Origin of the sequence: Paenibacillus sp. 2TAB26, assembly GCF_052115145.1 — a bacterium.
GTDB lineage: Bacteria > Bacillota > Bacilli > Paenibacillales > Paenibacillaceae > Pristimantibacillus.
Window position 1 is genome coordinate 121244 of sequence record NZ_JBFRGC010000019.1, and the last position, 21945, is coordinate 143188.

Sequence of the window (21945 nt, forward strand, 5' to 3'; positions counted from 1 at the left end):
GGGAGAGGTTGTCAGCATGCTACAGGGGGTTATTGTTTTTGTAGGGAAAAAGTTTATCCGATTAATTGCGCTGCTTGCATCGGTCAGCATCATTACTTTTGCGCTTGTTGCTTTATCGCCGATTGATCCCGTGCAATCGTATATTGGAGCAGATGTCATGCGTGTCGGTGCAGAGCAAAGGGAGCAGATTGCTGCTTATTGGGGACTTGATCGACCATTCGCTGAACGATTTATAAAATGGGCGTCTGCTCTGCTGCAAGGAGATATGGGCACCTCAATGATATACAGAGAGGCTGTAACGAAGGTGATTGCGGATCGTTTCTTGCACTCGGTACTGCTCATGGCATTCGCATGGACGCTGTCAGGCATTATTGGGTTTGCCGCTGGCGTGGCCGCAGCTATAAAGAAGGATTCATGGTTGGATCGGTTGATCAAAAGCTATTGTTATACGCTGGCTTCGACGCCTGCCTTTTGGATCGGCCTGCTGCTTATGATGGTATTTGCTGTATGGCTCGGCTGGCTGCCAGTAGGGCTTGGTGTTCCTGCTGGGGTATTGGCAGGGAGCGTAACGGCTGCCGATTATATTCGTCATATGATTTTGCCAGGTATTACTCTGAGTGTCGTGGGCATCGCACCGATTGCACTCCATACACGCCAGAAGCTGATTGATGTGATGGAAAGCGATTATTATTTGTTTGCCAGAGCACGAGGTGAATATGGTGTGAGTTTGTTTCTTAGACATGGTCTTCGCAACATTGCATTGCCTGCGATTACGCTGCAGTTTGCTTCATTTGGCGAATTGTTCGGTGGAGCTGTTCTTGCAGAGCAGGTGTTTTCTTATCCGGGACTCGGTCAAGCGACGGTAGAAGCGGGTCTTCGCGGTGATGTGCCGCTGCTTATGGGGCTTGTCTTATGCAGTACGATCTTTGTATTCACTGGCAATGCGATAGCTGATTATTTTTACCGTATGGTTGATCCAAGGCTGAGGTACGGGAAGGAGGCGCAAGGATGAATCAGCTTACGATTTTACAGAAACCAGCTGCTCGGAAGCGTTCAAACGAACGGCGACGAATGCTTATATCGGCAATAGGTGCAGCGCTTCTGCTTGTAAGCATCGGCATAGGTAGCTGGCTTCTTGATTCATCGGGACTTTCAGTTCAGCTGAATAATCGGAACTTGCCTCCCTCGCTAACTCATTTGTTCGGAACCGATTGGCTGGGGAGGGATATGCTTTCCCGCACCGTAAAGGGACTGGCACTTAGCATTCAAGTTGGGCTGCTCGGTTCGATTTCCAGTGTATTTATTGCAGCGATGATGGGATTGATGGCGGCAACGCTTGGGAAGACAGCTGATCGCATTATTTCCTGGCTTATTGATGTTTTTCTAAGCGTACCTCATCTCGTATTGCTTATATTGATAGCTTTTGTTTGCGGGGGCGGCCTTAAAGGGGTAGCCATCGGCATCATGTTGACGCATTGGCCAAGCCTTGCTCGAGTGATTCGCGCGGAGGCGATGCAGCTCATGTCAGCGGAATATGTGCTAGTTGCGAGGAAGCTCGGAAGATCACGTTTGTCTGTTGCTGCGAGGCACTTATCACCGCATTTATTTCCGCAGTTGTTGGTTGGTTTTCTGCTGTTGTTCCCACATGCTGTGCTGCATGAAGCGGCGATAACCTTCCTTGGCCTTGGCATGTCACCGCATCAGCCCGCAATAGGAATTATCCTTTCTGAATCCATGCGTTACTTATCGACGGGAATGTGGTGGCTTGCGTTATTTCCGGGACTCGGATTGCTGCTGACTGTACGCGCGTTTGATAAGCTAGGCAACCATTTGCGGCTGCTCATTGACCCGCGGAATGCTCAGCTATGACGCTAAAGGAAGGCAATATTGATCAATATGGAGGGAGGTGCCCATATGCCGCTGCTGGAGGTGAATAAACTATCCATTTCCTTTATGCACTATGTGAAAGGCAGCTCGCAGGAACAGGTTTCGATTATTGATGAGCTGGATTTCGCGATAAATGAAGGTGAAATCGTAGCCGTCGTTGGAGCGAGCGGATCGGGAAAAAGCCTGCTCGCTCATGCGATTATGGGCATTTTGCCTAAAAATGTTGTGATGACCGGAAGCATCTCATACGGCGGAGAAGTGCTGAATGAAGCTAAGCTTAAGCGCTACCGCGGTAAGGAAATTGCCTTAGTACCGCAATCGGTAAGCTTCCTTAATCCGTTAATGCGAGTAGGCAAGCAGCTGCGCACGCGCGAAGATGGCGCTGAGCAGCTTCAGGAACGGAGAGGGTTATTTGCGCGGCTTCAGCTTGGAGCACATGTGGAAAGGCTGTTTCCATTTCAGCTCTCAGGAGGCATGGCTCGTAAAGTGCTTGTCTCTACGGCAGCGCTGGAAAGAACAAGGCTGATCATCGCAGATGAGCCTACGCCAGGCATGCATCCGGATGATGTTGCAGAGGCGCTCGGTCACTTCAAGCAGCTCGCTGAAGGCGGCTGTGCCGTGTTGTTTATTACACATGACATTGAAGCAGCTCTACGAATTGCAGATAAGGTCGCTATATTTTATGCGGGAACCGCTGTTGAGGTCGCTTCGGCCAAAGATTTCCAAGGAAATGGTGAGCAGCTTAGGCATCCATACAGCCGCGCCTTGTGGCGTGCGCTTCCTCAAAATGGTTTCGAACCGCTGGCCGGGACGCAGCCTGCAAGGAGTTCTACGATTTCAGGCTGTCTCTTTGCTGAACGCTGCAGCTTGGCTACAGAACGATGTGTTGACATCAGGCCGGCGGCTCGCAGCCTTCGAAGTGGAATGGTGAGGTGTGTTCATGCGACTTGATGGAAGGAATCTCGGCTGGCGTTATGCGGACGGTCCTTGGTTGTTTAAAGATTTTAACATTTCGATACAGTCAGGAGAGGTCGTCGGCCTGATTGGACCTAGCGGCAGCGGAAAAACGTCGTTAGGCCGGTTATTGGCTGGTTATTTGAACCCTATTGCAGGAGAAGTGTCGGTTGATGGGCGGAGCAAGAGTAATAAAGGCTCTGATCCTGTCCAAATGATTTTTCAGCATCCAGAGCGCGCGGTTAATCCAAGATGGCGGATGGCAAAAACAATGACTGAAGGTTGGTCCCCAGATGCTGCGCTGCTTGAAGCGTTAGGCATTAAGGAGCAGTGGTTGCGTCGTTATCCAAATGAGCTGTCAGGCGGAGAGCTCCAGCGCTGCTGTATTGCGAGAGCTCTCGGACCAGATACCAAATTTCTCATCGCAGATGAAATGACGACGATGCTTGATGCGATTACGCAGGCGCAAATATGGCATAAGATGCTTGAAATTGTCCGTGCTCGTCAAATGGGCTTGCTCATCATTAGTCATGATCATGCGCTTGTAAATAAAATTTGCAATCGAACCATTTCATTCAAGGGCCAGTGCTAATCTTGTCCGCCCATTAGTCTGCGCAGCTTAGCTTCGGTTGATGTTTCAGGTGCGGGCGTATAGACGCTGCACCGAAGATCGGTATTTCCCTTTACTTGAAATGAGGTCAGATGATACAACATCTTTCCGACTCGTGCATGTCGAAATTCCAGCAATACATCTGGAGCAGAGCTGACCTGGCTTTGCTCCCAAAGATATTGAAACTCCGGATGGCTTCGCTTCATTTCATCAATAAACCGCTCATACCAATCATCCTGCACATATTGACCGTAATAGGCGCGAAAGATAGCTAGAAATCCTCCTACAAAATGCTCCCAATTTCCCGCTAGCCTGCGGAATTCTTTCCTTGTGAACAATAACTCAATCATATTTCGCTGTTCAGCTGGAATTTGGTCAAAGTCCATAAACACATGCGAGGCGGCCTCGTTCCAACCGACGATTTGGCAGCGCCGATCCGATATAATAGTTGGACAGAAGCGGAGCTCCTTTAAAATTCTTTTTAAAGAGGGCGTAATTTCTGTCTGCTCCTCATTAATAGGCAGCGCGCTATAACCGGAACCGAGGGCGAGGGCGTACAAGTATTCCCGTTCATCGTCATTTAACTGCAGAGCCGCCGCAACACAATCCAGAACAGACGCCGATACTTGAATATCTCTGCCTTGTTCTAGCCAGGTATACCAAGTTGTGCTGACGCCAGCAAGCTGAGCGACCTCCTCACGTCGTAAACCAGGTGTTCTCCGCCGTGTTCCAATAGGGAAACCAACGTCCTCCGGCATGATTTTGGCACGCTTTGATTTTAGAAAGGATGATAATGCTTGTAGTCTCGTCTCTCGATTAATCATGGTTTCCATCTCCGTACTCTGTTTATAGTAGTACTCATTATACTATAATAAACAACAACTTGTAATAGGATAAAGAGTATGACAAACTACTACCCATAAAGGATTTTGTGAAGGAGGAAATAAGATGGAACGTGTCGTCATTACGGGGATGGGTGTCATCTCGCCGCTAGGGAACAGCGTGGAGCATTTTTGGGATGGATTGGTGCATGGACAATCTGGTATTTCCACGATTGATACATTTGATGTAAGCAAACATAAATCGAAAATTGCAGGTGTCGTAAGAGATTTTGATGGAGAAGCTTTATTTGGGAAAAAAGAAGTCCGTCGAATGGATCGGTTTAGCCAGTTTGCGATAGCAGCTGCTGAACAAGCGCTGGAGGATGCAGCACTCAAGGTTGAAGAGACAGATCGGGAACGTGTTGGCGTTTATGTAGGCTCTGGCATCGGCGGCATACAGACACTGCTTGACCAAGCTGAGGTGCTGCATGATCGAGGGCCAGATCGTGTTAGTCCAACGCTTGTTCCGATGATGATTGCGAATATGGCAGCGGCGATGATCAGTATTCGGTTCGGCACGCAGGGGCCGTCGATGGCGCCCGTTACCGCATGCTCGATCGGGAATACGGCAATTGGTGAGGCTTGGCGGCTTATTCGATCAGGCAGCGCAGATGTCGTTATTGCAGGAGGAACGGAAGCGGCAGTTACGGATATTTCACTCGCGAGCTTCGGCAATGCAACATCGGTATCAACGCGGAACGAAGCGCCAGCTTCGGCAAGCAGACCCTTTGATGCAGGGCGCGACGGCTTTGTTATGGCCGAAGGAGCTGGCATTCTCATACTCGAATCATTGTCACATGCGCAGCGCAGAGGAGCCCGCATTCATGCGGAGGTTATCGGCTATGGCGCCAGCTCGGATGCGTATCATATGGTCGCGACTCATCCCGAGGGTATTGGTGCTTATCAGGCGATGAAGCATGCGCTGCGAGAAGCTGACTTGGAGCCTAATCAGATTGATTTAATAAGCGCACATGCCACCAGTACGGAAATCGGCGACCGTTCCGAAACGGCAGCCATTAAGAAGCTGTTTGGTGACCTCGCGTATCAAATTCCGGTGACAGCTAACAAATCGATGACAGGTCATATGCTTGGTGCAGCTGGCGGAGTAGAGGCTATCGCACTCGTGAAGAGCATGCAGGAGGGGATAATTCCGCCAACGATCAATCAAGAACAACCAGATCCAATTTGTGATCTCGATTATGTGCCGAACATTGCGCGCGAAGCTGAGATTAATATAGCGATGTCCAATTCCTTCGGCTTCGGCGGTCATAATGCCGTAATTATTTTGAAGAAATTTCAGGCTTAAACATGATGTAATGAAGTGAATTTTCTTAATTCCAAGAATGAAGCAAGAAGCTGGGTCGGCGGATTACTGCCGTTGACCCAGCTTTTTTTATTTTGTTATAAATCCGAGCATTTTTGCGGGCAGAAGGGAGAAATGACCAGTACTCCAAACGATTCAATTCATGAGAGGAAGGGTAAAGGTTATGTAACCTATGGATGACAAGATCAGTTAAAAAGAGAAGAAGGTGCGGGTATGGCCAGACATAATCGATTTTTTAGATGGTGTTTCACGATTATTTTGGTATTAATTATTATTTATTTGGGGTCGCGCGTTTCATTTATATTTAAACCTGTGCTTTCCTTATTCAGTATGATTATCGTTCCGCTCATGCTGGCAGGCTTTTTCTATTATTTGCTGCGCCCGCTCGTCAATGTGATGGAGCGGCATAAGGTTAATCGTACGCTCGCAATTTTGCTTATTTATTTGATTTTCGCCATTATGATGGTTGGCTTCAGCATCTTGGTATGGCCTTCCTTGCGTACACAGCTCAATAATTTGGTTGAAAATGCACCCGCTTTGTTTACTACTTTAAGCGAGCAAGTAGCAGAGCTTGAGCATAATGGGTTTTTATCGTCCTTTTTGCCGCAGGATTCGAATCTGTTATCTAAGCTTACGGAGTATTTGAACAAAGGCTTTACAGTATTTACAGAATATTTGACCGGGCTCTTTTCTTTTTTCTCAAATTTCGCGATTGTGCTCATAACGTTCCCGATTCTACTGTTCTATATGCTGAAGGAAGGCGGGAAGTTTGGTAAACAAATTGTAAGCTTTATACCCAAAAGGTTCCGTATCCACGGTAAAGAAGTCATGGACGATATCGATCATATGCTCAGCAGCTTTATCGTTGGCAGAGTTATCGTGAATGTAGCACTCGGCGTTCTCATGTATGTAGGTTTTTTAATTATTGATTTGCCTTATGCGATGCTGCTGACCGTAGTGGCCGTTATCTTAAACTTTATTCCGTTTATCGGGTCCTTTTTATCTTCCATCCCGATTGTCATCATTGGCTTCATTGAAGCGCCGTCAATCGCGATCTGGTCTATTGTCATTATTACAGTAGCGCAGCAAATTCAGGATAATCTTATATCGCCCTATGTTTTTGGGAAGCAGCTTGATATTCATCCAATGACGACGATCATCTTGGTGCTCATGGGCGGAGATATTGCAGGAATTTTAGGCATACTACTTATTATTCCGGTGTATATGATTTTGAAAATCGTTTATAGCAAAGTTTACGAGCTGTTCTTCAAGCAGAAATGGGAAAATGCTTAACTGAGATTGTCACATAATGGGTGCGTATTTTGGCATCTTCTGTTATAATGACGTCGGCTAAGGCAAATTTACCGAAAGTACGGTGGCTTGATAACGATGGGAATAAACGCATTGCAAGGGAAACAAATCGTAATTGCTGGATCTCGGAAAACGGATGAGATGTGCATGGTTATTGAAAAACAAGGCGGCATTCCAATTGTTCGTTCGCTTCAAGGCTTGACGATGTTTGATGAAGCGCTGTTGGAAGAGCCATTGCGAAACTTCGCTGAGCAGGGCGCGGATTGGGTTATTTTGACCACAGGCATGGGATCGGATCAGATCGTCAACACAGCCGACAGCATCGGCATTAAACAAGCGGTGCTTGGTAGACTGGCAGAGGCGAAAATCGCGACAAGAGGCTACAAAACGTCCGCATTTCTTAAACGTTCAGACCTGAAAGCGATCGTTAGCACGGATGATGGAACGATGGATGGACTCATAGAAAACCTCGAAGCCTTTGATTTTGAAGGGCAAAGGGTGTGGATACAGCTTCATGGTGAGCCAGCTCCAAAACTAGTACGTTTTCTCGAAAATAAGGGTGCTTCGCAAGTAGAAGCGGTGCTGCCCTATAAGCATGTTCCACCGGATGCTGCTACAGTCGAGCTGCTGCTTAGCGAGCTTTCTGCCAGCACAGTCGATACGGTCTGCTTTACGACTGCGGTGCAGGTGCACTATTTGTTCAAGCATGCAATCGAATCGGACCGCAAGGAGCTTTTGTTGAACATCTTTAATCAGCACATCGTGGCTGCCGCAGTCGGTAAAGTAACGGCTGCAGCATTGAAGGAGTACGGCGTGGAAAGAATCATCGTTCCTGAGCTGGAGCGAATGGGCGCATTAGTCATCGAAATTGGACGTTATTATGAGCGTACTGAAGGCAAGGAAGTATAAATATATTGAAGAGGCAGTCTCAAACACGTAAATGGTGTTTTAGACTGCCTTTATTTTATGAAAAGGATTTTTCTTGTGCATTTCTGAAATGCCTTGGTGATAGGCCATAACTTTTCTTGAACGCTTTCGAGAAATGCGAGGCGTTGGCGAATCCGCAATACTCCGCAATTAAATCGAGCTTAAGTCCGGTTGTGGCTAACAGCTCGCTTGCTTTCTCCAAACGTAAATGAACGAGAAACTGATGGGGCGTTGCTCCAAAATAGTGATGAAAAATAACATTGAAATGGGATTCGGAATATCCCGCATGCTTCGCCATCGACTCCACCGTGATTGTTCCAGATAGGTGAAAGGAAATAAAGGCTTTCATCTTCGTTACGAACTGCTGATCCTCGAATGCCAATGAGCCTGTCGTCTCAAAGTCGCCGATTAATAGAAGGAGGAGCTCCATTGCCAGCTTTTGAGCATGAAGCACGTTTTGGATGTCGTTGTGGCTAAAATGCTCAATCATTTGGTTCAGCAGCTTTTTGAACGATTCCGGATGTCGCGGCTTCAGCTTGACGGGCAGCTGCAGGTTTGGAAATTCGTTTAATTGCGGCTGCTTCAAATCCGAATACGGCTCCAAGTTCGTCTGACCGGGCGTCGTTACAAAGCTCCTTTCTCGGTTCGGATTATAAAAAAAATCAAGATGAGTGTTTGGTACTACGCAGCTCCCATATCCTCTCGTTGTGAAGAGCATTCCAGGCTGAATAAGTGCAAAGTCGCCAGGTAGCAGCTCATATTCAACCCCCTCAACCGTAAGCAAATAACGGCCTTCTTCCATATATAAAAACAAATAATCGAGCAGACGCCGTTCACCTTGAAAAAATGACGTTTCTTTAAAGCGATAGCAAAGCCGTATAAACGGCAGCACGGGATGGTCATTCCAGTTATGCAGCTGCGTATTCATTCCTAATTGCCTCCAATTCATACGATTAGTGAGATCATTATCATTGTTTTTGACAAGTTATTTCGATGTTTTTTACATGATTACCTTTATTATTAGCTTTATTATAGAGGTAAGCAATAGAAACTATCGAGGATAATGACATGAAAATGGAGGGGTATACGAATGAGCTTAATGATACCTGACGTGATGAGTGCACCAAGATTTTTGGGAAACGGGAAAATTGACTATATCGAGAAACCGGTGCCTGCCCCTGGACCAGGCCAGCTGCTGCTCCAGGTCAAAGCAAACGCTTTATGCGGTTCAGAGCGTGGACAGTTCTACAGCGGTTCTGAAGCGACGCCTGGTCATGAGGCAGCAGGCATCGTTGTCGCAGCAGGCACAAATACCAAAACGGATCTAGGTACACATGGCGTTGTTTTCTTAATGGATTTTTGCGGGCAATGCCGCAGCTGCAAGCGAGGGTACACGAACCAATGCTTAAGCAAGCGTGCAGATTATGGCTTCTCTCATGATGGCGGTTACGGGCCTTATATGGTCGTGAACGAAAATGTGTTTTTTGCTGTGGATGCTGCCATTCCGTTGGCAGAAGCAACGATATTGCTTGATATCATGGGGACAGGCGGTCATGCGATTCGCAGAGCGCAGCTTGTGCATGGTGATATCGAATCCATCCTTATTGCCGGAGCAGGTCCGATTGGTCTAGCGGTGCTGGCGATGGCGAAGCTGCTGCTGGGCAAAGAGCTGCCTGTATTCATTATGGATTTTACACCGTATCGTTTAGAACTCGCAGAGAGAATGGGTGCTATTCCGATCCATTTGGGGGAAACAACACTTGAAGCGGGATTGGCAGCCGCAGGCTTGGGCCGTATAGATGCAGCATTCGATACGAGCGGTAGAACAACAGCTCGCGAAGCAGCTTTGCATGCACTGAATCATCGCGGTGTACTCGTATGCATTGGTCATGGCGAGCAGCTAAATTTGCAAGTATCCTCCGATTTGATAGCAACAGAGAGAGCCGTGCTTGGCAGTGAGTATTTTCCGTTTAGCGAGCTAGAGGCTAATCATCGTTTGATGGGTGAACACCTGCCATACTTAAGTCAAATCATCACGCACCGTTTTGGACCACAATCGATGCAAGAAGCATTTGAGTTGTTTTTCAAAGGGGATACGGGAAAGGTGGTCATTGAGCAATGAGCAGTGAGGGGCGAGTGAAGGTTGCCTTAATCGGGGCTGGTGGCTGGGGATACCACCATGCTCGTATTTTTAATGCGCGTAAGGATGTTGATTTTTGTGCCGTTGTTGGACGAGATGCTGACCGAACCAGGGCAAGAGCAGATGAGTTTGGGACAAATGCCTATACGAGCATCGCGGAGATGCTGGAGACGGAACGGCCTGACCTCGTCAGCTTATGCTTGCCGAATCAAGGACATTTTGATGCGACCTTGCAGGTTATTCAAGCAGGTGTTCCATTATTGGTGGAAAAGCCGCTCGTATTTGATCTAGGGGAAGCTGATTTATTGCTTGCGGAAGCAGCGAAGCGGGAGCTGTTTTTTGCGATTAATTTTAATCACCGCTATGCGACAGCTGTTCAGAAGGCTAAAGAAGCGATGGATACGGGACAGTTAGGAGAGCTTATATTCGCTTCTTGGCGATTTGGCGGTGAAGGAACAAGTGATCATCCGCACGGCAACTTAATCGAAACCCAGTGTCACGGATTTGATATGCTTGAGCATTTATGCGGCCCGATTGCATCGGTGATGGCACAAATGACAGATAAAACCGGAAACGGTTTCTCTACCATGGCATTAGCACTGCAATTTCAATCCGGCGCAGTAGGAACACTGCTCGGATCTTATGACTCCTCGTATGCATACGCACAGACTCATGCGATGGAGCTTAATGGCTTAAAGGGCAGAGTGACCATTGAAGATACAGTGAAGAAATTTACGTTTCAACGCTCGGGCAGCGAAACAGCCGAAGTATGGCAAGCGGGTTACTTCAATGATAAGGAGCGAGAATTCCATCTTACGTTCGACAAACATTTTGAACATTTGCTCGGTGCATTTCGTGCGGGTGAAGCACCGCCAATTCACGCTGCGGCGGGGCGCAGAGCGCTTCAGCTAGCCCATGCAGCGATTGAATCATTCCAGACGGGGCAACGGATTCAGACGTAGAGCATGCTATGGAAGGATCGGTTTAACTAAAAAAAGTGATTAAGCGACTTACTGGTCGGCTTAATCACTTTTTTGGTTATCATCAGATGTGGTACGGATCGCTCAAAGAATTTTGTCCAGATGCTCAAGAGGCCTATTTAAATTAAGCTTCATCAAACGTGAGGCTTCTTCACCATTACGTGCTTCAAGCGCTTGGATGATGTACTCATGATCCGCTGCAGCCGTATGGGTCTCCCAGCTCGGACGTTTGAAGAAAATATATTTGTATCTTCTTATATGTAATTGAAGCGAGGAGCAGAAGGTGAGTATATGCTGATTATTGGCAATTTGCAGTATCGTTTCATGAAACTCTTCATCATATTCCATCGCTTCATAGAGCTGCTCTTCACTAACTTTTTCATTAAAGCTGGCATTAATAGCACGCAGCTGTTCAATATGCTCTGGTTGAATATTGTCGGCAGCAAGCTCAGCTGCTAATGCTTGAAGGGCTGTAAGGGGCGCATACAGCTTAAGGATATCTTCCTTGGCTAGCGTCGTGACTCGCGTCTCTTTTCCAGGAAACATTTGAATGAGTCCTTGAACCTCAAGCAATTGAAAGGCTTCCCTAATCGGTGTGCGGCTGACGCCAAGTGCCTCGGCAAGCTCTGAATCGTTAAGCTTCTCACCGGGCTGAAGCGTGCCGTCGATAATCCATTTTTGCAGCTGGCTTAAGGTACGCTCCTTGGCGGATAGTCTAACGGGTGTTGAATAATCAGTTGGAATAGGCAGAGGGGATCCTCCTTTATTTTTTGGTTTCATTATGAAAGTGATAGGATAACAGTTTCGACAATATATAATATATCGCAGGATCATTCATTGAAGCAAATGCCAAAAATTTTAAAAAGGAATTTATTGCTTTTATTTGCTTAAGGAAATATAATATGCGATATATTACATATTACATTCTATTTGGAGTAAGGAGAAAACTGTATGTCTAGTACTCAAGCTTCAATCGCAACATCACCGTCCGCTTTAAAAACGATATACCCACTGTTGTTTGCCATTAGCTTCGTGCATTTGATTAATGACACGATTCAATCGGTCGTACCGGCATTATTTCCTATTTTGAAGGACTCGCTTTCACTGAGCTTTGCTCAAATTGGATTGATCTCTTTGATGATTAATTTAACTGCAGCGCTGCTGCAGCCTGTTGTCGGCATTTTATCTGATTCGCATCCGAAGCCGATGCTGCTGCCTATTGGCATGCTGTTCACAATGGGGGGCGTTGCTGCTCTTTCGTATGCTTCGCAGTTCTGGATGGTCATGGTCGCTGTTATGTTAATTGGAATTGGTTCAGCCGTTTTCCATCCAGCTTCTGCGCGGGTTTCCTATTTGGCGGCTGGGACGAAAAAAGGTACAGGGCAGTCGATCTTTCAATTTGGCGGAAATATTGGACAATCGCTTGCACCAATCATGACTGCTGTTCTGTTCGTGCACACAGGTCAGCGCGGTGTGATCTGGTTTGCTCTGGTCGTTACGATTGGAATTGTCATTCAATTTAATGTAGCCAAATGGTACGGCAAGCAGCTCGCTCTTGAGCCAAGAAAGAGTACGAAGCAAGCGGCAAAGCCGGTTTCCAAACTTAATGTGTCCTCCGGTAAAGTTGTATTTGCCATAACGATTTTAATGATTCTTGTATTTTCCAAAAACGTCTATATTTCTGCGATCAGCAGCTATTACTCGTTTTATGCCATCGAGCATTTTGGACTCTCTGTCAGTCATGCTCAAATCGTATTGTTTGTCTTTCTTGCAGCGAATGTTATTGGCTTGCTTCTCGGCGGGGTGCTCGCAGATAAGTTCAGCCGTCGCAGCTTGATCTGGTTCTCGATCCTAGGAACTGCACCATTTGCGCTGCTGCTTCCTTATGCTAATTTAACATTTTCCGTTATTTTAATCTTTTTTGCCGGTTTAATCTTGGCCTCGGCGTTTTCCGTTATTTTAGTTTATGCGAACGAATTGCTGCCTGGGCGGGTTGGCCTCGTATCAGGTGTATTTTTCGGAATGGCGTTTGGTCTCGGGGGCATTGGTTCGGCGGTGCTCGGCAATTTGGCAGATTCCATGGGTATTGAGTTTGTCATTCGCTGCACGTCCTATTTGCCTTTGCTCGGCATGTTGACGATTTTGCTGCCATCGGATCGCAAAGCAAAAGCAGCCGTATAATCCGATTGGACGATTTTCTCATTAGGACAATTTCCGCGCATTCCCCGCCCACATACAATGTTGGTGTATAGCCTAATTGGTGCTGGGAGGGGAGTAACGCTGTGAATAAGCGGACTTTAATGATCGTTTCGCTTGTCATTTATGTCATGCTAGCTATCTTATTCCTCATTTTGTCTATTTTTCATTAAACACATAACAGAGCAAGGGCTGTCCTAGAAGTAGATTAATCTACTCTAGGCAGCCCTTGTTTGTTTATTAGCCTCGGCTACTTGCCTGGCTGCTCCTGACCAAGCTTCATTTTACGGTAATCCTTCGGAACGACGCCCTTGGTTTCACGGAAAATACGGGAGAAGGTTTTGTATGAGCCATAACCAACCTCCAGCGCAATTTCAGCGACGCTCATATCGGTAGAAACAAGCAGGCTGCAGGCATGCCGCAAGCGCAAATCATGCAGGAAATGTACGAATGTTTGTCCAGTCGTTTGTTTAATTACTTCACTTATGCGAGACATGCTCAGTGAAAAGCGGCTTGCAAGGTCAGACAGCGCAAGCTCGTCTTGATAATGTTGATGAATATAATGAATGATTGGCCAAACCGAGGCACTCGATTTGGAAGTAAGCCTTGAGGCTGGAGCAGACGGCGCAATATTGCGGCGATAACGATCAAAGAAAGCTAATATTTCCTTCAACCGCACTTGCAGCATCGTTCGGCGCCAAGGCTCCTGCCCCGAGTACTCACGAAACATATCTTCTATTAAATGCTTCATTCGTTCATTATCAGCACCCCTAAGTTGAACAGATGGCGGCAGAGTATTCTGATCGATGAGGTCCATAAGGCCTTCCTCTTGTCCAGGCTCCATCAGCAAGTCCATGCTAAACATACAATTATAAAGAACAAGTGTACTCCCGGGCTCGGTAAATAGTTCATGCACCTGATAAGGAAGCACAAACGTAAAAGTGCCGGGCAGCATTTGATGTTTTGCATCGTTGATCGATTCAGAGCCTCTTCCGTCTATAACATAAGAGAACTCCAAAAAGTCATGGCGATGCGGCCTAAAGCCATGGTAAAGACGGTTTAGGCTAATATGGAGGGGAGAAGAGGTATTCATATTTGGATACGTTTTCAAATAGTCAGGTATGTAGGTCATGAATGAATGCATTCCTCCGAAAATCTGAGACTTTTATCGAAAAACAAGCACGATTTCTCATCCCGTTTATTCTAACATAAATGAAGAGATCAAGCGTTACGAAAAACGAGTGCTTATTGCTGAGCAAGGGTTCATTCAAAATTATAGGAGGAATTTCATTGACTACAGAAAATAAGATTAGAATAGGTATTATCGGTGCAGGAAATATTGGCAACGTCCATGCAGGAGAATTTTCTAAGCTTGGCGAAGAGTGTATCATTACGGCGATTACTGATCTGGATTTGAATCGGGCAGAGAAAGCAGCCAAGCAATATGGTATTGAGCATGTTGCGGCTTCCAATGAAGAGTTGATTCAGCGAGCTGACATCGATGCGGTCATCATCGGTGTTCCTAACCAATTCCATGCTCCGCTTGCCGTTCAAGCTCTTGAAGCGGGCAAGCATGTGTTGATAGAGAAGCCGATGGGCATTAACAGCGATGCTGCTCGTCAAATATTGAGAGCAAGCGAAGCAGCAGACCGTGTCGTCATGGTCGCTCATCAAATGCGCTGGGAATCTGTTGCGATGCAAATTAAAGAGCAAATCGACCGTGGTGAGCTTGGCAAAATTTATACAGCCAAAACGGGCTGGTTTCGCCGCAAGGGCATTCCGGGCTGGGGCACATGGTTTACACAAATGGATCAATCGGGCGGCGGCCCGCTTATCGATATCGGCGTTCACATGCTTGACCTTGCGCTGTATTTGATGGGCAATCCAAAGCCGGTTTCCGTATATGGATCAACCTATGCAGAGTTTGGCCCAAACCGTAAAGGGATTGGCACATGGGGTACACCGGATTGGGACGGAACGTATGATGTTGAGGACTTGGCTACGGCGCTAATCAAAATGGAAGACGGCAGTACACTCTCGCTTGAAGTGAGCTGGGCTGTTCATATGGATACGGACAATTCACCGTTTATCCATGTAATGGGCTCAGAAGGCGGCGCAAGCTATCGCGGTGCTGAAGGCAAGCTGCTTACAGAAAAATTTGATCGCCCGATTGAAAGTGTTTTGAGCAAAGCAGACAATGATGAAGGTGAGCGCGCTCGTCTTAGCCGTCACTTCCTTGCATGTATTCGTGAAGATAAACAGCCAATTACTTCCGTATTGACTGGTTTGACGAACAATCTTGTGCTTGATGCAATTTATGAATCATCGCGCACAGGCAATGAAGTGAAGCTGGACTGGAATCTAAATTAATTATAATTGATTGTAGAATGAGGAGGAATTTGTATGTTGAGAGGTTTAACTGGAGCGGGTCTTGGTCGAATCGAAAGTGATGAGCATCTAATTAAGCTCGCTGGCGCGTATGGATTTCAAGCTGTAGATTTGGATGCGGCGTCGCTAATTAATCGTTATGGTGTAGAGCAAGCGCGTGAGCTTCTTGCAAGCAATGGCGTAGTAATTGGCTCCATTGGTCTTCCAGTAGAATGGAGAACAACGGAAGAAGCTTTTCTTGAAGGATTGGAGAAGCTGGCTTCCTCAGCGGCTGCGGCTGCGGCTCTAGGCTGTACAAGCTGCTGCACCTATATTTTGCCTTCAACAGATTTGAAAGCAGCTCGCTTCATGGCACTTGCAACTCGCAGATTGCGTACTTGCGCTCAAATTCTAGGCGCTTATGGCATTCGCCTTGGCCTTGAATTTGTTGGCCCGCATCATTTGCGGACGCGTTGGGAAAATCCATTTATTTGGACGCTCGAGGAAACATTGGAGTGGATCGACGCAATCGGTGAGAGCAATGTAGGATTGTTGTTTGATGCCTATCACTGGTATACGAACAGCCTGACTGTTGCTGATATTGAAGCGCTTCGTCCAGAGCAAATCGTCCATGTTCATATCAATGACGCGCCGGACGTACCGGTTGAGGAAGCACTCGACAACGGCCGCGTATATCCTGGTGAAGGTGTAATTGATTTAGTCGGATTCCTGCAAGCACTTAATCGTATTGGCTATAAAGGTGCTGTGTCACAGGAGATCTTATCATCAGAAGCGGAATTGCAAACGCCGGAAGAGCTGGCGCAGCGCTCCAAAGCAGGCTTTGATAAAGTATTTGGCGCAGCTGGTCTGTAAGAAATACGCCTTCAATAATATGACTGTGAATTACATCGCTGCAAGCACACATCATCGTGCTTGCAGCGATTTTTTATTATTTAGCGAGAATTCGAAAAACGCTAATTTTGACATGATTTTTCATGAAATGTATTGGGTACTGTTGAGCAGGGCTATTCCGTTATGATGAATAATAACTGTTTTTTTAAACGCTGTGAACAGAGCGATAATAGGAGACCAAAAACATGGGATATAAAGCAGAGCAGCTTCATCCGTTAAACCTTTGGTATAAGCAGGCGGCTTCACGATGGGAGGAAGCACTGCCCATTGGGAATGGCCGGTTAGGCGGTATGGTATTTGGCGGCGTGGAACAAGAACGCATTCAATTAAATGAAGATACATTGTGGTCAGGCTTTCCGCGGGATACGAACAATTACGAAGCGCTGCGCTATTTAAAGCGAGCCCGGGACTTCATAGCAGATAAAAGATTTGTTGAGGCGGAGCAGTTAATCGAGGCGAAGATGCTCGGAACAAACACAGAGTCCTATCAACCGATGGGCGACTTGTTTATAGAGCAGCATTTTGAACACGCCCTTGATCAGGCTCCAGATTACATTCGCAAGCTTGATATCGATGCAGGCATCGCTGCTGCACGGTTTCAAGTGGGTAAAACGGTTTACTCGCGCGAGATGTTCGTTAGCGCGGTGGATCAAGTATTATGCGTTAGATACGAGTCAGAAGGAGAAGATCTGCTAGAGCTTACAGCAACGATGACCTCCTCCGTACAGTATGGAATCGAGATAGCAGGCAGCGACGCTATCGTACTTCACGGTCGTTGTCCAAGTCATGTAGCAGACAATTATTTGGGCGATCATCCGCTGGCTGTACAGTATGAGAATGATCGCGGCATTACGTTTCAAGGAAAACTGATGGTCAAGATAGAAGGCGGCAAACTATCGATAAACAGCGATAAGCAAATAAATATTCAAGGGGCAAGCTCGGCTATATTTCTATTAAGCGCAGCAACAAGCTTTGTGAATTTTGATGTTCAGCCAGACAAAACTGCTGCTGAACTGGCCGAGCAAAACGATCGCCTACTGGAGAAAGCATTAACTTTTAGCTATGAACAGCTTCGAGAGCGCCATGTAGAGGATCATCGAAGCTTGTTTCAACGCGTGCAGCTCGATTTGGGGCGGACGGCACAAGCTCAATTGCCGACAGATGAGCGGCTGGAAAACTATAAGCAGGGCAAACAAGATCCTGCATTGGAAGCGCTATATTTCCAATACGGCCGATATTTGCTTATGGCAAGTTCGCGGCCAGGCACGCAGCCGGCTAATCTGCAAGGCATATGGAATGACCGGGTTCAGCCGCCTTGGAACAGCGACTATACGACGAATATTAATACGCAAATGAATTATTGGCCGGCGGAAATAGGGAATTTGAGCGAATGCCATGAGCCTTTGTTTCGCTTGATTGAGGAACTCAGCATCACGGGAGCCCGTACCGCGGCTATTCATTACAACAGTGCAGGCTGGGTAGCGCATCATAATGTGGATTTATGGCGGACATCAACGCCGACAGCCGGCCATCCAAGCTGGGCTTTCTGGCCGCTTGGCGGCGTTTGGCTGACGCAGCATTTATGGGAGCATTATTTATATCATCCGAGTGAAGCCTTTTTGAGAGAAAAAGCTTATCCCTTAATGAAGGGCGCAGCTTTATTTTGTTTGGATTGGCTTCAGGAGAACAGCAAAGGGCAGCTGATGACTTCGCCATCCACGTCGCCAGAGAATAAATTTCTGACCGCACAAGGCGAGGTTAGCAGTGTTGCTGAGTCATCTGCTATGGACATTACTTTAATTGGCGAGCTGTTTGATCATTGCGCAGCAGCTGCGAGCTTGCTCGGAATCGATGCATCTTTCAAGCAGCAGCTAGAAGCAGCGAGGAGCAAGCTTCCTCCGCTGCAAATTGCGCCTAATGGACAATTGCAGGAATGGCATGATTATTTTGAGGAGCATGAGCTTGGGCATCGTCACGTATCTCATCTATATGGCTTATATCCAGGTACGTCCATCAATCAAGAAACAACTTCGGAGCTTGTGGAAGCGGGCCGCCTTTCACTTGAGAGCCGCATAAACCACGGAGGCGGCCATACAGGCTGGAGCTGTGCGTGGTTAATTAACTTATTTGTGAGGCTGAAGGATTCGAAGTCTTCTTATCATTTTATCCATACTTTGCTTGCACGCTCTACGCATCCGAATTTGTTCGATGATCATCCACCGTTTCAAATCGATGGAAACTTTGGCGGTACGGCGGGCATTGCAGAGCTTCTGCTGCAAAGCCATTTGGGTTATATCGAGCTTCTGCCAGCGCTTCCGGGTGCATGGCCGGCAGGTTGCGTGAAAGGTCTTAAAGCGCGTGGAGGGTTTGTTGTCGATATGGAATGGACAGATGGCAAGCTGACGGCTGGGCGCATGCAATCCACACACGGATCGATTTGCAGCTTGCGATCGAAGGAATCCATTACCGTTGTTGCTTCTGACGGTACAGCTATCGATGCGTCAAAGCCATTTTCAACAAACAAAAATGAATGGTATAGCATATTAACATCCACGATAGAGGGGGAGTAAGCGTTATGACGACCAGTATACGTTTTCCATTTGAAAATTTAGAGCTTCCGCTTGAAGAACGGGTAACCGATCTTGTTTCACGTTTTACGCTAGCTGAGAAAATTGAATCGATGGTTCAATACCAGCCTGAAATAAAGCGATTAGGCGTAAAGCCGTACAAACATGGGACGGAAGCGGCGCACGGAATGGCGTGGTTAGGCGAAGCGACCACGTTCCCTCAGCCCATCGGGCTTGGCTGCACTTGGAATCCCGAGCTGCTGAAGGAAGTAGGCTCTGCAATCGGTGACGAAGCACGCGTTTACTTTCAGCGAAACCCAGCCATCAACGGCTTGACGCTGTGGGCGCCAACGGTGGATATGGAGCGAGATCCGCGCTGGGGAAGAACAGAAGAGGCTTATGGAGAAGATCCTAAGCTGACAGGTGAGCTAACAGCCTCGCTGGTACAGGGTATTCAAGGCGATCACCCGCTTTACTTTAAAGCGGTAGCGACCTTGAAGCATTTTATCGGCAATAACAATGAAATCAATCGCGGCAGTTGTTCGGCGAGCATTGATCCGCGCAATATGAAGGAATATTATCAAGCAGCGTTCAAGCCTGCTTTCGTCAAGGGCGGCGCTCATTCGATGATGACCTCGTACAACTCGGTTAATGGCACGCCTACTATTTTGCATGAGGACGTAAACAAAGTAGTGAAAGAGGAATGGGGCATGAACGGCTTCATCGTCAGCGATGCGGGAGATTTGCTTGGTATCGTCAACGATCATCATTATTATGATTCCTATAAAGAGGCAGTAGCTCATTCCATCAAAGCAGGCATCGACAGCATAACGGATGATAAAGAAAAATCATGTGCGGCTATTCGTGAAGCTTTGTCAGAAGGGCTGCTGTCAGAGCAGGATTTGGATAAAGCACTCATTAACACCTTCCGTGTACGTTTCCGCTTAGGAGAGTTCGATCCCGCTGAAGGGAATCCATACGTGGATATGCCGGAATCGAAACTATGTGCGCCGGAGCATGGACAATTATCGCTGCGAGCTGCAAAAGAGTCGATTGTTTTGCTCAAAAATGAGAACAAAACGTTGCCGTTGAATAAAGAAAAGTTAAGCCGTGTAGCAGTGATCGGGCCGCTTGCCGACGTTGTATACCGAGACTGGTACTCTGGATCACTGCCGTACAAAGTAACACCACTTGAAGGCATCAAGAGCAAGCTTGCCGGCAAAGAAGTAACATTCAGCAGCGGCAATGATCGCGTTCGATTGAAATCAGTTGCGAATGGAAAAGTATTGCGCACATCCACAGACCATGCAAACCGCCTGCAAGCGACTGATTTGGATGAGGAAGGCGATACATTTGAGGTGACGGATTGGGGCTGGGGCAGTTATACGCTAGAGAGCATGGATTCCGGCAAGCTGCTTACAAGCGCAGATGATGTCAATATTGCAGCTGCTGCAAGCGAAGCTTTTGGCTGGTTTGTGAAGGAAGTGTTCAAGCTTGATGAGCAATCCGAAGAGAATTTTGCGATACGAACTTGGAACGGCAAGCTGGTCACTGCCCCTAATGGCGGCGCAGATTCCCTTCAAGTTACGGAATTAGCGGATATTGGAGCAAGCGAGCTGTTCTCTAAAGATGTTATCGCGAACGGAATTGCAGAAGCGGCAGCTGCAGCCAAAGCAGCAGAAACGGCAATTGTTTTCGTAGGCAATAATCCGCTTATTAACGGGAAAGAAGAAATCGATCGTCCAAGCCTTGACCTTGCCGCTTCGCAAAATGAATTAATTAGCGCGGTATTCGCTGCTAATCCGAACACGGTCGTCGTAGTTATTGGAAGTTATCCATTTGCACTTAACAAGGTAAACGAGCAAGTTCCCGCGATTGTTTACTTATCACATGCAGGTCAAGAGCTGGGCAATGCCATTGCTGACGTTTTATTCGGTGATTACTCGCCGGCTGGACGCTTGAATATGACTTGGTACAAATCAGAAGAGCAGTTAACCGATCTAATGGATTATGATATTTTGAAAGGAAAACGAACATATCTTTATTTCGATGGCGAACCGTTGTATCCATTTGGTTATGGTCTTAGCTACGGTTCATTCCGATACGGTCCGCTTGAGATTACGAATAACGCTGCGAGTATGAACGGCAGTGTAACAGTGGAACTGCAGGTTACGAATGAGAGCGACATCGCAGCGGATGAGGTTGTCCAATTATATGTTCGAGTAGAGGGCTCAAGGGTACAGCGTCCGCTTAAGAAGCTGGTTGGCTTCACGCGGATTTCATTCCAGYCTAGAGAGACGAAGCAAGTAGAACTTGTAGTTCCAGCAGAAGAGCTTGCTATTTGGGATGTAACACGGGACCGTTTCTGCCTTGAAACGGCGGCTTATACGTTTGCAGCTGGTGCCTCCTCTGCACATCTCCTTGCCGAGAGTACAATAACAATCGAAGGCGAGACCATTCCACCACGTCGGTTATCCTTGCAGACGCGCGCGGAAAACTATGATGATTATGCGCATGTTTATTTGGATGAGAGCAAGGAAGGCGGAACGGCAGTCCGTTTATCGCAAGCAGAGGGCTGGATCAAATTTAATGATGTTGATTGGTCAAACGGCCCAAGTGTATTTGAAGCTCGCGTTAGCGGCGGCGCTCAAGGCGGAGAGTTGTCTATTCAGATGATCAGCCCGGCCGCTGTTTTTAGAGGCTCATGCTCGGTTGAGTCAAGCGGTGAGCAAGAATGGCAAACGATTCGTATTGATCTGCCAAGCTGCAAGCTGAGAGGCGATCTGGTAATTGGTTTGACGGAAAGTGTGAAGCTGAGCTTCTTCCGCTTTCAATAATATGAGCAATTTCATACGGAGCTGTCTTCAGGTGCTGTATAGCGCTTGTTGC

18 protein-coding genes are annotated in these 21945 nt (G+C 47.1%); 14 read left to right on the forward strand and 4 right to left on the reverse strand.

Annotated elements, in window-relative coordinates; translation table 11 throughout:
• Positions 1–16 precede the first annotated feature (16 nt).
• The 4 genes from AB4Z50_RS21840 to AB4Z50_RS21855 are packed head-to-tail and all read left to right on the forward strand — an operon-like array spanning position 17 to position 3433.
• Positions 17–1012, forward strand: coding sequence for an ABC transporter permease (locus tag AB4Z50_RS21840; protein ID WP_441882088.1), 996 nt, complete (start codon positions 17–19; stop codon positions 1010–1012).
• Positions 1009–1869: an ABC transporter permease gene (locus tag AB4Z50_RS21845; protein ID WP_441882091.1), complete on the forward strand. Its 861-nt coding sequence runs from the start codon at positions 1009–1011 to the stop codon at positions 1867–1869. The genes AB4Z50_RS21840 and AB4Z50_RS21845 overlap by 4 nt, the downstream gene beginning before the upstream one ends.
• Before the next feature lie 45 nt (positions 1870–1914).
• Positions 1915–2838, forward strand: coding sequence for an oligopeptide/dipeptide ABC transporter ATP-binding protein (locus AB4Z50_RS21850; protein ID WP_441882094.1), 924 nt, complete (start codon positions 1915–1917; stop codon positions 2836–2838).
• Positions 2828–3433, forward strand: a complete 606-nt coding sequence (locus AB4Z50_RS21855) for an ABC transporter ATP-binding protein (protein WP_441882097.1) — start codon at positions 2828–2830, stop codon at positions 3431–3433. The genes AB4Z50_RS21850 and AB4Z50_RS21855 overlap by 11 nt, the downstream gene beginning before the upstream one ends.
• Here the strand turns inward: AB4Z50_RS21855 and AB4Z50_RS21860 are convergent.
• The gene (locus tag AB4Z50_RS21860) at positions 3430–4272 is read right to left on the reverse strand and encodes a helix-turn-helix transcriptional regulator (protein WP_076270174.1); all 843 of its coding nucleotides are present in this window, start codon (positions 4270–4272) and stop codon (positions 3430–3432) included. The two genes, AB4Z50_RS21855 and AB4Z50_RS21860, sit on opposite strands and share 4 nt — an antisense overlap.
• A gap of 127 nt (positions 4273–4399) precedes the next feature.
• On the opposite strand from AB4Z50_RS21860, the gene fabF reads away from it, so the two are divergent.
• From fabF to AB4Z50_RS21875, 3 genes are all read left to right on the forward strand, one after another.
• Positions 4400–5638, forward strand: coding sequence for a beta-ketoacyl-ACP synthase II (gene fabF, locus AB4Z50_RS21865; protein ID WP_441882100.1), 1239 nt, complete (start codon positions 4400–4402; stop codon positions 5636–5638).
• A 231-nt stretch (positions 5639–5869) separates the two neighbouring features.
• Entirely contained in the window at positions 5870–6949 is a 1080-nt protein-coding gene (locus AB4Z50_RS21870; RefSeq protein ID WP_441882103.1) for an AI-2E family transporter, read from the forward strand.
• 96 nt (positions 6950–7045) lie between these two features.
• Entirely contained in the window at positions 7046–7876 is an 831-nt protein-coding gene (locus AB4Z50_RS21875; protein ID WP_441882106.1) for a uroporphyrinogen-III synthase, read from the forward strand.
• Between the two features lie 55 nt (positions 7877–7931).
• Here the strand turns inward: AB4Z50_RS21875 and AB4Z50_RS21880 are convergent, their stop codons facing one another.
• Entirely contained in the window at positions 7932–8822 is an 891-nt protein-coding gene (locus tag AB4Z50_RS21880; RefSeq protein WP_339208519.1) for an AraC family transcriptional regulator, read from the reverse strand.
• A 162-nt stretch (positions 8823–8984) separates the two neighbouring features.
• On the opposite strand from AB4Z50_RS21880, the gene AB4Z50_RS21885 reads away from it, so the two are divergent.
• A complete protein-coding gene (locus tag AB4Z50_RS21885; protein ID WP_441882109.1) occupies positions 8985–10016 on the forward strand; it encodes an alcohol dehydrogenase catalytic domain-containing protein in 1032 nt (343 codons plus the stop codon).
• Positions 10013–10996 carry a Gfo/Idh/MocA family protein gene (locus tag AB4Z50_RS21890; protein WP_441882111.1) on the forward strand — a complete coding sequence of 328 codons (984 nt, stop codon included), beginning with the start codon at positions 10013–10015 and terminating at the stop codon, positions 10994–10996. The genes AB4Z50_RS21885 and AB4Z50_RS21890 overlap by 4 nt, the downstream gene beginning before the upstream one ends.
• A 102-nt stretch (positions 10997–11098) precedes the next feature.
• On the opposite strand, the gene AB4Z50_RS21895 is transcribed toward AB4Z50_RS21890, so the two are convergent.
• Positions 11099–11794 (reverse strand): GntR family transcriptional regulator, encoded by a 696-nt coding sequence (locus AB4Z50_RS21895; RefSeq protein WP_430061766.1) that lies wholly within the window; start codon positions 11792–11794, stop codon positions 11099–11101.
• Between the two features lie 171 nt (positions 11795–11965).
• Between AB4Z50_RS21895 and AB4Z50_RS21900 the strand changes: the two genes are divergently transcribed.
• Positions 11966–13195 carry an MFS transporter gene (locus AB4Z50_RS21900; protein ID WP_441882115.1) on the forward strand — a complete coding sequence of 410 codons (1230 nt, stop codon included), beginning with the start codon at positions 11966–11968 and terminating at the stop codon, positions 13193–13195.
• Between the two features lie 265 nt (positions 13196–13460).
• On the opposite strand, the gene AB4Z50_RS21905 is transcribed toward AB4Z50_RS21900, so the two are convergent.
• Positions 13461–14342: a helix-turn-helix domain-containing protein gene (locus tag AB4Z50_RS21905; protein WP_441882118.1), complete on the reverse strand. Its 882-nt coding sequence runs from the start codon at positions 14340–14342 to the stop codon at positions 13461–13463.
• Positions 14343–14500: 158 nt separating this feature from the next.
• Between AB4Z50_RS21905 and AB4Z50_RS21910 the strand changes: the two genes are divergently transcribed.
• From AB4Z50_RS21910 to AB4Z50_RS21925, 4 genes are all read left to right on the forward strand, one after another.
• On the forward strand, positions 14501–15580 hold the full coding sequence (locus AB4Z50_RS21910) for a Gfo/Idh/MocA family protein (protein ID WP_441882121.1): 1080 nt from the start codon (positions 14501–14503) through the stop codon (positions 15578–15580).
• Between the two features lie 33 nt (positions 15581–15613).
• On the forward strand, positions 15614–16450 hold the full coding sequence (locus tag AB4Z50_RS21915) for a sugar phosphate isomerase/epimerase family protein (protein WP_441882124.1): 837 nt from the start codon (positions 15614–15616) through the stop codon (positions 16448–16450).
• 224 nt (positions 16451–16674) lie between these two features.
• The gene (locus AB4Z50_RS21920) at positions 16675–19059 is read left to right on the forward strand and encodes a glycoside hydrolase family 95 protein (RefSeq protein WP_441882127.1); all 2385 of its coding nucleotides are present in this window, start codon (positions 16675–16677) and stop codon (positions 19057–19059) included.
• A gap of 5 nt (positions 19060–19064) precedes the next feature.
• Positions 19065–21893, forward strand: coding sequence for a glycoside hydrolase family 3 C-terminal domain-containing protein (locus tag AB4Z50_RS21925; RefSeq protein ID WP_441882130.1), 2829 nt, complete (start codon positions 19065–19067; stop codon positions 21891–21893).
• Positions 21894–21945: the final 52 nt, after the last annotated feature.